The organism is Actinoplanes sp. NPDC051633 (assembly GCF_040681735.1).
Lineage (GTDB): Bacteria > Actinomycetota > Actinomycetes > Mycobacteriales > Micromonosporaceae > Actinoplanes.
The window spans coordinates 1-14,323 of the sequence record NZ_JBFAZH010000061.1 but is presented as its reverse complement, the minus strand read 5'-3'; the positions used below and the strand labels follow the sequence as shown (position 1 = coordinate 14,323).

The following is a 14,323-nucleotide window of genomic DNA, read 5'->3' as shown; positions in this document are numbered from 1 at the left end:
CGGCCCGTCGGCTCTATTTGGACATGGCGAGCGGGGTGTTCGCGAGCATCCTTCAATATCCGCCATACCGAACTAGAACCGCCACGCGCCGGACCACCCGTCCAGCGGGAGGTCCGGCCACGCTGCCACAGCAAGGTCCGGCTTGCGAACCATTCGCCACGGTGCCAGCCGCCAGGCGGCCGGGTGCACGAACAGTCGCTCGACTCTGCCTGACGGTCAAGTCGTCCGCAAACGACGACGGAGGACGTAAAACCACTGTTCAACACCGGTCCGGAGGAAAGGCCGAGCACCATCGGAGCACCACGGTCCCAAACGCCGGGAAATGGACCGCCGAAAATGGGAAAGAAGAAGGCCGCCACCAACGTTCTCGCTGGTCACGGCCTTGATTGCGTTGCGCGCCCGAAGGGACTCGAACCCCTAACCTTCTGATCCGTAGTCAGATGCTCTATCCATTGAGCTACGGGCGCAGTTACTCTCGGCTGTCGCTTGACCAGCCGAGTGCCGACTCTAGCATGTTGCCCGGATCGGCCCTCCGCGCAGCATCCGTCGATGCCGAGCGAGCGGAGACTCCGGGATTCGAACCCGGGAGGGGCGGTAAAACCCCAACCGCATTAGCAGTGCGGCGCCATAGACCAGACTAGGCGAAGTCTCCCCCGGCGGCTCACAGCCGCCGACAGCCGAGGATACCGGACCCCATCCGGGCCGGGCAAAGAGGATGGCCGGGTTCGGGGCGCGGTTCGTAGCGGGTGAAATCGGCTCCCTGCGGCTAGGCTTCCGCGGATGGAGGAGAAGGAGCCTCGCAAGCGCTCGCCGGAGGCGGCTTTTCGCACGCCTGACCAGCCCACGCCGCAGAACAAGCCGGCTGAACGCAGCTCCCGGCGCGCGCCGAAGTCCGCCCCCCGGGTGACTTTCCAGCCGCCCTCCGCGGGCCGTTCCGACGGCGCTGCGGCATCCGGCGGGAAGGCGAGTTCGGATCCGGCTGAGCCTGCGGGGTCGCGGCCGGACGCCGGCGCCGACTCCCCGTCGCGGTCGCAGGGTTCCACCGCATCGTCGGGGTCGGGCTCGTCGGAGGCTCCCGCGAAGCGGGCGCGTAAAAAGGCTCCGGGTACGAGCACACCCCCTGCTCCGGACACAGCCCCACAGCCGCCTCTGGCGGCGCCCCGCAGGCCGAGCACCCGCAAGGCGGCCAAGTCCGCAGCCCCCGCCGAGCCGCCCAACCCCTCGCGCACAACGGCGCGCGTGGACCCACCGGCCCAGGCACAGAACCCGCCACCGGCAGCAGAAGCAGCACCCGCGGCCAAGGCCGCCCGCCCGGCGAAGACCCAGCCGGCCCGCGCCGCGAAGACCCAGCCGGCCCGCCCGTCGACAAGCGACCCCGAGCGCCCGTCAACGACAAACGCCGCGCCCACACCTCCGGCCGAGCCCCGACGCGCACCCGAGCCGGCCACCTCAGCCCCATCGGCCGACGCCCCACCCCCGCGCCCGGCCAAGACCACCCGCCAGCCCCGAACCGCCCGCCCGGCCAAGAAGGCAGCAGCCAAGGCCGCGTCGGAGGCCGCCAAACCCACGCAGGCCGCAACCGAGCCGACACCGACGGCCGCAACCCCCACGCAGGCCGCAGCCAAGCCGACACCGACGGCCGCAACCCCCACGCAGGCCGCAGCCAAGCCGACGCCGCCGGCCGTAACCCCCGCGCAGGCGGCAGCCAAAACGACACCGCCGGCACCTTCCACGCCGGACGCGATCAAGACGCCGCCACCCGCGAGGCCCAAGCCGGCCGCAGCCGACACGGCCCCAACGTCCGCAGACCCCAAGCCGCAAGCAGCCGAGACAACGACCGCCGCCCAGCCCGACACGTCCGGGGCCCAGCCGGCAAAAACCACCCCCCGCGTGCCACGTCAGCCGGACCCGGAGCCACCCCAGCCGGTGGTCGCGGACGCAACGGACCAGCCTCCGGCAAGCCCGCCGGCAACCAAGACCGGCATCCGGCCGTCCCCGGCCGGCCAGCAGACGACACAGGAACGCCCGGCGGCCACGATCCAGCAGGCCACCGCCACCCGGCACATCCCCGATCAACCGAGCCCCGAACCGGCGAAGGAGCCCCCGATCAGCCAGGCCGTGCAAGCGCCGCCGTCCGCGCGTACCCCGAAGAAGAGCCGGACCGACGCCTGGGCCCAGCTGGTCGCCGATCCCGCCCACGCACCCGAGCTCCTCGCGCTCGCCGCGGTCCAGACCTTCGGCCCGCGCGCGGCGGAGTGGGCCCGCCGCATGCGCGAGACCTACCCGCACGCGACCGACGACGGTCTGGCCCGGCTGGCCGAGCGGCAGTTCCTCCGCTTCGGCAGCGTGGCCAGCCTGTTCGCGGCGGCGGCGGGTTCCTACGCTCCGGTTGCGATGCTGGGCGCCAACGCGATCACCTACGCCGAGATGATCCTGCACGTGGCGGCCGCGCACCGGCTCGACCCCACCGACCGGCGGCGCGCCGTCGAGCTGCTGGTGCTCAATCAGGTGCATCCGACGCTCGAGGACGCCGAGGCCGCTCTCGCGAGTGCCGAGCAGCCCGCCTATGAGGAGGACGCCAAGCTCACCGACGCGGTCTGGCGGCTCGGCCGGATGGCTTCGGCGCAGGCCGGCGCCTGGACGATCGTCCGGGGTGTCAACCGGCTCTTCCCGGGCACCGCGTGGCTGGCCGCGATCATGACGAGCCGGAACGGCGCCCGCACGATGGGCATGCGCACGGCGAAGTTCTACAGCCAGCTGAGCCAGGAGTCCGGCAGCAGGGTGTAGCCGACGAAGGCCACGATGTCGAGCAGCGAGTGCGCGATGACCAGCGGCATCACGCGCTTGCTGCGCCGGAAGAAGAGGGCGAAGATCACGCCCATCACGGCGTTGCCGACGAAGGCGCCGAAGCCCTGGTAGAGGTGGTAGGAGCCGCGGAGCACCGCCGACGCGGCGACGATGTGCCAGAGGCGCCATTCGAGTGAGCGCAGCCGGGTCATCAGGTATCCGACGACGATGACCTCTTCGACGACGGCGTTCTCGACGGCCTTGAGGATCAGCACGGGCACCGCCCACCAGACCGGCTGCAGGGCCGCCGGGACGATCTGCGCGTTGAGTCCGAGCTGCGCGGCCACGTACACCAGTAGAAGGCCGGGGATCCCGATGGCCGCGGCCAGACCGAAACCCCAGCCCAGGTCGTAGGCGGGGCGTAGGAACGGCCGGCCGAGCTCGGCGCGGCGGCGGCCGAGCAGATAGAGCGCGAGCAGCACGGGCACGAGGGCGAAGAAGATCCCCAACATCTGGTACGTGAGATCGAGGTACGGCCGCGGCGACTGCGACGGGTTCAGCGTGGCGGTCTGCTGCGACAACGGTGGCCCGGCCGTCAGCTTCGCGATCAGCGACACCACGGCGTAGACGGCACTCGCGCCCAGCGACAGCAGCAGGACGATGGCGACTTCGATGCCGGTGTGCCGACGAGTGGGCTGATCGACTGCGTGGGTCACCCGCACAACGATAGGGCCGGGGGTGTCGGGCGAGGTTACGGCACCAATCGCACTAACCGTGCGTCGCGAACCCGACTGTGATGTCCACCCTGATTTGCATGGGAGACCTCGCGCGTTTGCTCAAGGAGAGTTGGAGCCTCGTCGAGGAGTATCAGGACAAGGTCGCCGGCTATTTCTACGCGCGCATGTTCCTGTCCCACCCGGAGTTGCGTGACCTCTTCCCCGTCCACATGGACGTGCAACGCTCCCGCCTGCTGAACGCGATCGTCACCGCCGTCCAGACGCTGGGAGATCCGGAGAAGTTCGACGAGTACCTGCGCGGACTCGGCCGCGATCACCGCAAGTTTCACGTGGAACCCGAGCACTACGAGGTGGTGGGCGGCGCTTTGATCGAGGCGATGCGGCAGTACGCCGGCGAGCAGTGGAGCGTTGAGTACGACCAGGCGTGGGCGGACGCGTACGCGGTGATCGCGGCGCGCATGCTGGCCGGTGCCGAGGCGGATCCGAACCCGCCCTTCTGGCACGCCGAGGTGCTCACCCATGAGCGTCGCGGCCAGGACATCGCGGTGTTCACCGTCGCGCCGATGGCACCGCTGGAGTTCCGCGCGGGTCAGTATCTGAGCCTCGAGTGCCCGCGCATCCAGCCTCGGCTGTGGCGCACGTACTCGCCGGCCAATGCTCCCCGGCGGGACAACACGCTGGAGTTCCACGTCCGGGCGGTCGGCGCGGGCTGGGTGTCCAGCGCCCTGGTCCGGCGGCTGCGAGTGGGCGACATGATCAAGCTGGCCGCGCCGATGGGCTCGATGAACCTGGACCGGCGATCGACCCGGGACGCCGTCTTCGTGGCCGGCGGCACCGGCCTCGCCCCGGTCAAGTCGCTGCTCGAGGAGCTGACCCGCTACAACCGGACCCGCTGGGTGCACGTCTTCTTCGGCGCCCGCAACCGTGACGACCTGTACGACCTGGCCGAGCTGAACCGCCTCGCCGCTCGATACCCGTGGCTGTCGGTGGTGACGGCGTGCAGCGAGGATCCGACCTTCCCGGGCGAGCAGGGCAACATCTCGGACGTGGTGGCGCGTTACGGCCCGTGGAACGAGCACGACTTCTTCGTCTCGGGATCCGGCGCGATGGTCAAGGCGACGCTGAAGACGTTGGCAGAGATGCAGGTCCCGTCGATCCGGGTCAAGTACGACGCCTTCAACTAGGCCTCCCTAGTAGGACCAGGGCCGGCCGGACTGCTGATAGTCCGAGACCGGCACCAGGGCCGAGTCGGCCTGCATCCGGTCCACGTAGAGGCGGCCCTCCAGGTGGTCGATCTCGTGGCTGACCAGCCGGGCCATCGCCAGCTCGAAGCTGGTGATCACCCGGGTGCCGTCGAACCGGGCATGCTCGACCTCGATCCGCAGCGGCCGGCGCACCAGTCCCCGGTAGTCGAAGAAGGACAGGCATCCCTCGTACTGCTCGTCGCCGTCGCCGGACTCGCCCACCACCCGAGGGTTGAGGAGCACCACCGGGTCGACGTCGCGTTCCGGCGGTCGCACCACGGCGGCGGCCGCCGACAGGCCGATCTGCGGTGCGGCCAGGCCGACGCCCTTGCTGAAGTCGTGCAGCGACTCCAGCCGGTGCAGTGCGGTCAGCAGCGCGGTCACCGCCTCCTGCGCCTCGGCCAGCTCCCGCGGCAGCTGGAAGTGCCGGGCCCGCTGCCGGAGCACGTCGGACCCGCGCTGGATGATGCCGGCGCCCTTCATCCGCGCCGAGGCCCGCTGCTCGGGGACGACGTGGCCGTTGAGCGGAGGGCTGTCCTCGTACGTGGGCGCGCCGACGCCCCGGAACCGCCACTCGAGACGGTAGCGGGCGTTGAGCAGCGGCTGGTCGGTCGACCACTCGAAAATGGCGCGATCACGCTCGTTGTGGCGTTCCAGCGGCGTCCGTACGGGTACTTCCGCAGCTAGGGACGTCTCGACGCCCCACACCTGCGGCTCGAAATGCACCGGGAAGTCCAGGCGCACGGTGAGGCTCCGGGTGGGCAGGCGCATCGCGCGCTGGAACCACTGGCCCCACTTCTCCTCGCCGACGGTGTACGCATAGGAGATGGTGGTCCGCTCACCGGGATAGAGGGGGAACTGGCCGTGCTCGTTCGCGAACAGCAGCCACACCTCTTTGGACGCGTCCCGGTCCAGTTTGATCCGCTGCTGCATCGGCTCGGCGGCGTCCCCGTCGCCGGCCACCGCCTCGATGTCGAGCTCTTCCCAGGTGAGCGGAAAGGCCCGGTGGTGCCGGTTGGAGCCGGACGGGTCCTGCGGGTACCGGTCGACCGAGATCTTCATCATGTACCGGGTGACCGGCTCGGTCCCGGCGTTGTAGAGCGCCCGGATGATCCGGCACCGGTACGCCCCGTCGAGGTACGTGAGCTCGGCGACCTCCTGCTCGACGATCAGCCCGGTGCCCGGCGGCATCCACTGGGCCGGCACGGGCGGGTCCCTGTGCGCCGCCGCACTGCGGGCGTGCCGCAATTCGTCGTACTCCTGGAATCGCTGCCAGATCGCACCGCCCGCCGCCAGCACCGCCTCGGCCCGGCGGGCGAAGTCCTCGGTCGGCTTGTGCCGGCGCCCTTCGACGTGGCTGACGTACGACGGATCGAAGCCCATGCGCGCCGCGAGCTGCTTCTTCGTCATTCCCCGGTCGTTGCGCCACTGCGCAAGCGCCGTGACGAAATGGTCGGCAGCCCTATCGACGGGCGAGGTGGTCATCACAGATGTCCCCTTCGCGACGGGAAATTCAGTGTCGCTGTCTCCCGGTGTCAACAAGGGGCTAGTAGCGCGTTGCCGACAAAAACCTTGACGAAACCGGCAACGCCGCAACGCGGCGTGAGGTCACCGTCGCATGGGGTATTCGGAGGAAGAACACCTGTTGGGGGGCGCACATTCGTGCCGGATGGCCGCGTGGTTAGGTTAGCCTCAGCAAGGTACGGTGGGTGACCTGGAAGCCCAGCGGGACGATTCTCAGTGGCGAGGTGACAGCGGTGATCCAGCAGATGAAGCGGCACTGCCGCGGCGCCCGGTGACCGCTGCACTGGACCGCGCGGTCGTCACCCGCGGTGAGGACCCCCTGGCGCCGGTCAACGCGACCCTGCGCGCCATGTTCGGCACCAGCACGCAACTGCCCGGCCTCGCCCCCGACCTGACGGTCACCGACCGGGCCGGATGGGCGCCGACCGCGCACCTGGCCAACGGCGCCCTCGACGATCTGCTCGAGTCCGCGCGTCGCCGGTGGAACGCGCAGCCGCACGCCGCCGCCGCACTGGCCTGGAAGGCGTATACGTACTGGCTGGCTCTGCCCGCCGTGCTCGGCTGGGCGTCCGCGCGCCGGGTGCCGTTGCTGACGGGGCAGGACGTGCTGATGCACTTCCGCGACCCGCGCCCGCTGATCACCATCGGCATGCGGCAGGAGACCCCGGTGGCGGTCCTGCCGAGCGATCCGCTGGCGCTCAGCGGCGACAGTCGGATCCGCGTGGTCGCCGACGAGCCCGCCCTGCTGGAGGAGCTGCGCCGCTCGCTGCTCGACGACCACCTCGACCCGATGCTCGACGCGATCCACCGACGGGTCCGGCTGGGCAAGCGCACCCTGCTGGGCTCGCTGTCCTCGGGTGTCGCCTACGGCGTGCTGCGCTCCGCCGACGTGCTGCCCGGCTCGTCCGCCGAGACCATCGACACGCTGCTGACGGCCCTGGGCATCGCCGACCTGATCGAGCTGGTGCCCGACCGCGCCGGGCGGCTGGACGTACAGCGCAAGACCTGCTGCCTGGCCTTCACGCTGCCGCAGCCCAAGGTCTGCAAGGGCTGCTGCATCAAGCCGTGACCATCTCCAGCAGGCCGGTCAGCTCGCCGGCCGGCATCGGCCGGGCGAAAAGGTAGCCCTGCGCCCGCTCGCAGTGCATCTCCCGCAGCGCCACCGCCTGGGATTCGTGCTCGACGCCCTCGGCGACGCAGATCAGACCCAGGCTGCCGGCCAGGGCCACCACCGAGGTCAGCAGTCGGGCATCGCCGGTGTCCAGGTCCTGCACGAACGATCGGTCGATCTTGAGAATGTCCACTGGCAGCGTGCGCAGGTAGGACAGCGACGAATAGCCGGTGCCGAAGTCGTCCAGCGCCACCCGGACGCCCAGCGCGCGCAACTCGGCCAGCGTGGCGGCCGTCGCGTCGAGGTCGGCGACCAGCGCGGTCTCGGTCACCTCGACGACCAGGGCGGCACCGCGCAGGCGGCTCGCAGCCAGGGCGGCGGACACGTCCCGGACCACCGTGCCGGACGCCAGGTATTCGGCGGAGAGGTTGACGCTGACCGCCAGGGCGGGCCAGGCGGCGGCCTGGGCGCACGCCTGCCCGAGCACCCATCGGTCGAGCTCGGGCAGCCGGCCCTGGTCGCGGGCCACGCCGAGGAACTGGTCGGGCGTGAGCATGCCGTGCTCGGGGTGCCGCATCCGGATGAGGGCTTCGGCGCCGGTGATCCGGCGGGTGACCAGGTTGACGATCGGCTGGAAGTACACCTGGAGTTCACCGTGGGCGAGGTCCGCCTCGCGTTGGAGCCGTGCGTCGACCTCCGCCTGCATGGCCGGGTCGAAGAGGCGCCACCGGCCCTTGCCGGCCGCCTTCGCCGCGTAGAGCGCGAGGTCGGCCTGCCGCATCAGGTCCTGGTCCGGCCCGGTGCGCACGGCGATCCCGGCGCTGGCGTTCACGGTGACGGTCCGGGTGGGCAGGACGACCGGCTCGGCGGCGGTGGCCAGCATCCAGCCGGCCAGCTGGATCGCGCGGTGCCGGCCGCCGGTGTCGAGCAGCACCGCGAACTCGTCACCGCCCAGCCGGGTCACCAGGACGCCGGCGTCGTCGACGGCCCGCAATCGTTCGGCGATGACGACGAGCAGCTGGTCGCCCGCCTGATGCCCGAGGCTGTCGTTGATCGCCTTGAAGCCGTCCAGATCGATCATGAGAAGCGCGGGCTCACCGGTCCCGTCCAGGCCGGCGAGGCGGTCGGCGAGCACCGCGCGGTTGGGCAAGCCGGTGAGTGAGTCGTGGGTGGCCTCGTGGGCGAGCCGGCTCCGCTGCTCGTTGAGGTCCCGGCTGAGCGCCATGGTCTGCCACAGCGCCAGGAACTGCCGGCCGAAGAGTGCGCACATCATGGTCACACCGGACCAGATGACCGGCACCTGCAGCTCGTGGTGCTGGGTGAGGCGGACGGCCACGGTGATCACGAGCACCATCACCGGCAGATAGGGCAGCGAGGCGCTCAGCATGCGGGGACGCTCGCCGCGGGTCGGGTCGGCGGACCTCCGGGTGAGCGGCGAGATCGACAGCAGGACGGCCGCGGTGACGAAGCCGCTGTACACCCAGGGTTGCAGACGGCCTCGTCCGGTCAGGTCCATCAGCAGCTCGACCAGCAGCGTCGCGCAGAGCGTGGCGATGCCGCCGCTGATGCAGGTGAGCGTGTTGAGCCGCAGGTCGGGCTGGCCGATGAGCAGCGTGAGGGCGATCGCGAGCACGGCGAGGGCGAGCACCGGGTACGTCAGGTTCATGATCGCCCTGGTCAAGCTGCCCTCGACCTCGATCATCGGCGCCAGGATGAACATCCAGGTCATGCCGACCAGCGCGGTCGCGATGATGACGCCGTCACACAGCGTGCGGAATCGGGCGGCATTCGTGCGCTGCGCGCCGGGCAGCGCGAACATCGCGGCGACGGCGAGCGACAGACCGGCGAGGTTGAGCAGATGGGCCCACATCGGGCGACTGTCCGGATGACCGTTGACGAGGGAGCCGACACCGGTCCGGGCCTCCACCACCGCCCAGGACAGCACCCCCAGGCAGCCGAAGATCCAGGCCAGCCGGGTGCGGCCGACGGACCGGCGTGCGGAGATGCCCAGCAGCACGGCGCCGGCGGCGGTGACCGAGACGATCAGGACCGCGTAGAGCGCGGCCCGCAGGTGGACCGGCACCAGGTGGAGGGCGGCAATGCTGCAGACGTAGGCGAACAGACCGCACATGCGGCCAGGACGTGCCCACATCTGATCTCGTCTCCCGCCCTAGATCTCCTAGAGATCTTCGGCAGGAAGGAGGCGAATCTGTGGGTCAGCCCGAAATCAGCTGATTTCCGTGCCGGTCAGCACCGAATGCGGGTTGTCGACCAGCGCGCGCACGTTCCACGTCCACACGCCGCCCTGCCAGGTCGGCTCGAAGCCCAGCAGGTCCGTCATCGCCCGCATCATCTCCACGCCGCGCGTCTGCGGCTGCAGGACGATCACGCCCGCCTTCCAGTACCGCAGGTCGGCCAGGGTCATCTCGCGCCGGGTGTCGGTGATCTCCGGCGTCGGGTTGCCCTGCTTGATCGACGCCATCAGGCCACTGGTCGGCCGCCAGGGCGGCGAGAACAGCGCGGTGCGGTCGGTGGGGTCGAGCGGGTTCTGGTTGGGCAGCAGCGCGTACGCGCCGGCGATCCGCATGTCCTGCCCGGTGTACGCGGTCCAGCGCATCGGGTCGGGGTAGTCCGAGTTCGGCAGCGGCAGGGCCACCACGGTGTGGTTCTCGTCCACGTACTGCTTCCAGTGGCCGAGGCTCACGAACTCGGGCACCGGCGCCATCGGCGCGCTGCGCACCGGGGTCGGCACCAGCGGCACCAGGGCCATCGCCACCGCGGTGATCATGGCGACCCGCACCGGGCCGCGTGCCGACGGCTGGGTGCGCGCCATGTCGATGGCCCGCTGGCAGCCGATCGCCAGCACGATGCCGACCACCGGCGCGATCGCCATCGCCCAGCGGGTGGGCACCGCCGAGTTGAGCACCGGGACGCTGTGCAGCACCGCCCAGATGCCGGGGACGCCGGTGTTGATGCCGTTCAGGAAGATCCGGGGGCCGAGCGACATCGCCGCGAACAGCAGCGCGATGCTGCCCATGGCGACCACCGCGACGTTGCGCCGCATCCAGACCAGCAGGCCGAGGAAGAGGATCACCAGACCCCAGCCGAAGAACGCGTTCTCCTCGGCCGGGTTCTGCGCGAGGCGCTCGGCGGTCACGCTGTTGCCGGCCACCGACCGTGTCGAGTAGGCGACGAACGAGCCCAGATCCGCCCCGAAGTTACGGACGAACTGCGGCAGGCCGTGATAACTCTGCGGCCCGAAGAACTGCACGGTCAGTGGGTACGCCAGAACGGCCAGCGTGAGAACCGCGGCGACCGCCAGGCCCCGGACGAAATGGCGGATCTCGCCGCGCTGTGGGCGCCGGCGACTGATGGCCATGACCGCGCAGAAGATGCCGAGTCCGACCGCGGTCATGAACAGGATTTCGAGATTGATGAACGCCTGCCAGATCAGCAGCGCGGCGAGGATGACGCCGTTGCGCACCGCTTTGCCGGGGGCACGCAGCGCGAGGCATCGCCAGATGATCAGCGGCACCAGGAATTGCGAGACGATGTTCGGATGACCGCCGGCGTGCGACACCATGCTCGGCGCGAACGTGCAGAACAGGGCGCCGACCCAGCCCGCGAGGCGCGACGTCACGAAGACTCGGGAAAGCACCAAATACCACGACGTGCCGGTGATTGCCAACGCGAGAGTCAAAAATAAGTTGAACGCCACATGGGGGCCGAACAGAAGAGTGATCGGCGTCATCGGCAGCGAAACAGCCAACACCGAGGTGTTGGCCATCATGTTCACCCCGTCGGGGTAATTCATGCGATCCGAGAAGAACGGATAAGCGCCATCCGTGAGCACACGAGCACCGTGCGCCATCATCCACTCAAAGAAAGCCTGATCCTGTGGATCATCACGCAACTCATGATCAAGATTGAGCCACAACGGAGCGGTGATGTAGAGCGATACCGCAACGAAACTCAGAATGGCGAGCACATCTCGCCACGTGAGAGCGCGCCACACGCGAGCACGCGAACCGGGCTCGACCTCGGGCTCAGCAGCGGGTATGACGGAGATGGGCGGGCTGGTCACGCCGGTGTCGAGGCTCCGCAGCTCCGCGTCGACATCGGCAGCCTCGGCAACATCGCGCGGACGCATGGCGTTACCGCCGGTCGACTGACCCGATGAGTCAATACCCGTAATCGTCATAGCGTCGGGCAGCCTATCCGAGGTTGGTAACGTTGTTGTGACGGGCGGCCGAGGCGTGATGCAGCCGATATGTAGGTGTGTTTTCCCGCACTGTGGACACACACAGGTCATGGTGTACCCGGCGTGCAATGTCTCAATCAGGCAAAAATAGAGCGGGCTCCGCCGGCCCAACTTTCGTCTCTGGACGACGGATGGTTTAGTGGGGCAGTCCCGCTGTCAGCTCGGATAGGCAAGACGAGGGAACCTTACTTATGGCAGACATCACCGGAGACCAGCGGATCCAGTCCGAGGTCCTCGAGGGCCTCGCCACGGCTGTGAACCACCGTCGCTGGTTCGTGGAGCTCGCTCTCCCGTACCTCGGTGACAACCCGATCGAGATCGGCAGCGGCCTGGGCGACTACGCGCTGGAGTGGGCACAGCACGTGCCGCGCTTCACCGCGACCGAGGCCGACCCCGATCGGCTGGTGCAGCTCAAGGAGCGCCTGGGCGACCACGCGAACATCGACGTGCGGCAGATGCTGCTGCCCGCCACCGACGCGCAGGGTGAGTACAGCGCCGCGGTCTCGTACAACGTGCTGGAGCACATCGAGGACCACGTCGGCGCGCTGCGCAGCATGGCCGAGCTGGTCCGCCCGGGCGGCCGGGTCGTCCTCATCGTGCCGGCCTTCATGTTCGCCATGAGCCAGGTCGACATCGCCACCGGGCACATCCGGCGGTATACGAAGAAGACGATGCGGGCCGCGATGACCGAGGCCGGCCTCGAGATCGAGAAGCTGCACTACGCGAACGCGCTGGGCCTCATCGGCTACTACGGCGCGACCAGCATCTTCAAGCTCGCCCCCAAGGAGGGGCCGATGGTGAAGGTGTACGACTCGCTCGTCCTGCCGGTGACCAAGTTCGCCGAGCAGATCGTGCGGCCGCCGTTCGGGCAGTCGGTCTTCGTCGTCGCGCGTACCCGTCGCTGATCTTCCCCTGGAACGAGCAACCGCCCGGAGCGAGCGCTCCGGGCGGTTCTGCTGTGTGGCGCAGCCGGTGACCTGGAAGGTCGGCCGGATGGTCGCCCGCGCCAGGGTGTGGAAGGCCAGGTTGAAGCCGACGTACGCGGGCGTCGCGTCCGGGCCGACCTCGAGCCGGTCGACGTCGAGGGCGTGCACGGCGAACACGTACCGGTGCGGGCGGTCACCGGGCGGCGGCGCCGCGCCACCGTAATTCTGATCGCCGTAGTCGTTGCGGACGCAGAACGCGCCCTCGGGCAGCGGGTCCACGCCACGCTCCAGCTCGGTCACCGACACCGGCAGGTTGACCAGCGACCAGTGCCAGAACCCGCTGCCGGTCGGCGCGTCCGGGTCGAAACAGGTGACCACGAAACCCCGGGTCTCCGCCGGGAAGTCCGCCCAGGCGAGCTGGGGGGACAGGTTCTTACCACCCACGCTCGGGTGGGCGAAGATCTCGTCGAGCGGCTGGCCGTCGGTCACGTCAGTGCTGGTCACCGTGAAGGACGGCACCGCGGGCAACAGGTCGTACGGATCCGGGGCGACGGCACGGTCGAGACTCATGCTGATGTCCTTCCCTTCAGGCCCTTCAGGCGTCGAAGCGGTCAGTGGATTCCCCACCGAAGCAGACCGTAACCGCCGCTCGTGTCCGGGTCCTTGCAGGCCCGTTGCACCTTCCTGAGAGAGCAGGCTGAGAAGCCACTGGAAAAGCGCACACGGGGTGCGCGGGGCAAGAGCCGATCCGGGCGAGACTTCTGTTAGCTATCCGATCGGGTACGTGCGGCAGAGATCCCCGTGCCCGGTGGCGATTGGGTTGCCCCGGCGACCGCAAGTCGGGGGGGGGGGGGCCCCCGGGGGCCGCGCGCCGGGGGGGGGGCCGCCCCCCCCCCCCCCGCCACCCCCCCCCCCCCCCCCGCCGCTCGGTGTAGGCCGGCGCATCGAGGTCGACGACTTCGGTGACCGCCGGTGGCGCGGTGAGGGCGTGCGCCACGGCGGCTCCGACGTCGCGGGTCGCCACCATCGGGACCGGCACGTCGGCGGACTCGCCGAGGACCGGGTAGATGCCGGCACCGCGGACCGCGCCCAGGACGTCCTCGACCTTCTCCTGGAAGTGCGGCGAGCGGATCAGGGTCAGCACGGCTCCGCTGCCGCGCAGCCCGGTTTCGAGGTGGTGCAGCCAGCGGATCGGGCCGTTGCCTTCGGCGAGGTCGGCTCCGATCGACGACAACATGACGACCTGGGATACGCCGCTCGCGGCCACCGCGGCCGCGATGGAGTCGGCCATCCGACGGTGGTCGGCGTCGGTGAAGGTGGCGACGGTCGGCAGCATCACGAACGCCCCCCGGCAGCCGGTGAGCGCGGCCGTCAGCGCCGTGCGGTCGGTGAAGTCGGCCACCGCCACCTCGGTGACCCGCCCCTGCCAAGCCGCGCCCTTGTCCCGGTTGCGGACGACGGCACGGACCGGCGCTCCCGCCTCGATGAGGGCGTCGGCGGCGGCACCGCCGACGTGGCCGGTGATTCCGGTGATCGCATACATGTCAGCCTCCTGTCTGGTGCCTCCAGTGAACCGGCGGCCGGCGCTGCGATCCATGTTCGACAGGCTCGCCCGCCTGTCCGAGCGTCTACGCTTCCTGGGCATGGATCCGCTGGGGGACCTGCTGGACGGAGTCCGGGCCCGCACCGCCGCGTTCTGCCGTGCGGTGCTGGAGCCGCCGTGGGCGTTGCGG

At 69.9% G+C, this 14,323-nt stretch carries 9 protein-coding genes, 2 tRNA genes and 1 pseudogene; 4 read left to right on the top strand and 8 right to left on the bottom strand.

Annotated features, from left to right (window positions below; all coding sequences use genetic code 11):
* Positions 1–394 precede the first annotated feature (394 nt).
* Positions 395–467, bottom strand: a tRNA-Arg gene (locus AB0M20_RS06210).
* A gap of 94 nt (positions 468–561) precedes the next feature.
* A tRNA-Ser gene (locus AB0M20_RS06205) sits at positions 562–652 on the bottom strand.
* A 1,238-nt stretch (positions 653–1,890) separates the two neighbouring features.
* On the opposite strand from AB0M20_RS06205, the gene AB0M20_RS06200 reads away from it, so the two are divergent.
* On the top strand, positions 1,891–2,787 hold the full coding sequence (locus tag AB0M20_RS06200) for a hypothetical protein (RefSeq protein WP_364294582.1): 897 nt from the start codon (positions 1,891–1,893) through the stop codon (positions 2,785–2,787).
* On the opposite strand, the gene AB0M20_RS06195 is transcribed toward AB0M20_RS06200, so the two are convergent.
* Positions 2,748–3,503 carry a CPBP family intramembrane glutamic endopeptidase gene (locus AB0M20_RS06195; protein ID WP_364294579.1) on the bottom strand — a complete coding sequence of 252 codons (756 nt, stop codon included), beginning with the start codon at positions 3,501–3,503 and terminating at the stop codon, positions 2,748–2,750. The genes AB0M20_RS06200 and AB0M20_RS06195 overlap by 40 nt on opposite strands.
* Before the next feature lie 98 nt (positions 3,504–3,601).
* Between AB0M20_RS06195 and AB0M20_RS06190 the strand changes: the two genes are divergently transcribed.
* Positions 3,602–4,708: a globin domain-containing protein gene (locus AB0M20_RS06190; protein ID WP_364294576.1), complete on the top strand. Its 1,107-nt coding sequence runs from the start codon at positions 3,602–3,604 to the stop codon at positions 4,706–4,708.
* A gap of 6 nt (positions 4,709–4,714) precedes the next feature.
* Here the strand turns inward: AB0M20_RS06190 and AB0M20_RS06185 are convergent, their stop codons facing one another.
* Positions 4,715–6,253 (bottom strand): peptide deformylase, encoded by a 1,539-nt coding sequence (locus tag AB0M20_RS06185; protein WP_364294573.1) that lies wholly within the window; start codon positions 6,251–6,253, stop codon positions 4,715–4,717.
* Positions 6,254–6,641: 388 nt separating this feature from the next.
* On the opposite strand from AB0M20_RS06185, the gene AB0M20_RS06180 reads away from it, so the two are divergent.
* Entirely contained in the window at positions 6,642–7,361 is a 720-nt protein-coding gene (locus tag AB0M20_RS06180) for an IucA/IucC family C-terminal-domain containing protein (protein ID WP_364294585.1), read from the top strand.
* Here the strand turns inward: AB0M20_RS06180 and AB0M20_RS06175 are convergent.
* Positions 7,351–9,555: a bifunctional diguanylate cyclase/phosphodiesterase gene (locus AB0M20_RS06175; protein WP_364294570.1), complete on the bottom strand. Its 2,205-nt coding sequence runs from the start codon at positions 9,553–9,555 to the stop codon at positions 7,351–7,353. The genes AB0M20_RS06180 and AB0M20_RS06175 overlap by 11 nt on opposite strands.
* A gap of 75 nt (positions 9,556–9,630) precedes the next feature.
* Complete coding sequence (locus AB0M20_RS06170; RefSeq protein WP_364294567.1) at positions 9,631–11,706, bottom strand: hypothetical protein; 2,076 nt, start codon at positions 11,704–11,706, stop codon at positions 9,631–9,633.
* Between the two features lie 149 nt (positions 11,707–11,855).
* Between AB0M20_RS06170 and AB0M20_RS06165 the strand changes: the two genes are divergently transcribed.
* Positions 11,856–12,569 (top strand): class I SAM-dependent methyltransferase, encoded by a 714-nt coding sequence (locus AB0M20_RS06165; protein WP_364294564.1) that lies wholly within the window; start codon positions 11,856–11,858, stop codon positions 12,567–12,569.
* 66 nt (positions 12,570–12,635) lie between these two features.
* Here the strand turns inward: AB0M20_RS06165 and AB0M20_RS06160 are convergent.
* Together AB0M20_RS06160 and AB0M20_RS06155 are read right to left on the bottom strand one after the other, a co-directional pair.
* A pseudogene (locus AB0M20_RS06160) lies at positions 12,636–13,160 on the bottom strand (YbhB/YbcL family Raf kinase inhibitor-like protein); the annotation flags it as partial.
* Positions 13,161–13,185: 25 nt separating this feature from the next.
* Entirely contained in the window at positions 13,186–14,133 is a 948-nt protein-coding gene (locus AB0M20_RS06155; protein WP_364294561.1) for an NAD(P)H-binding protein, read from the bottom strand.
* Positions 14,134–14,323: the final 190 nt, after the last annotated feature.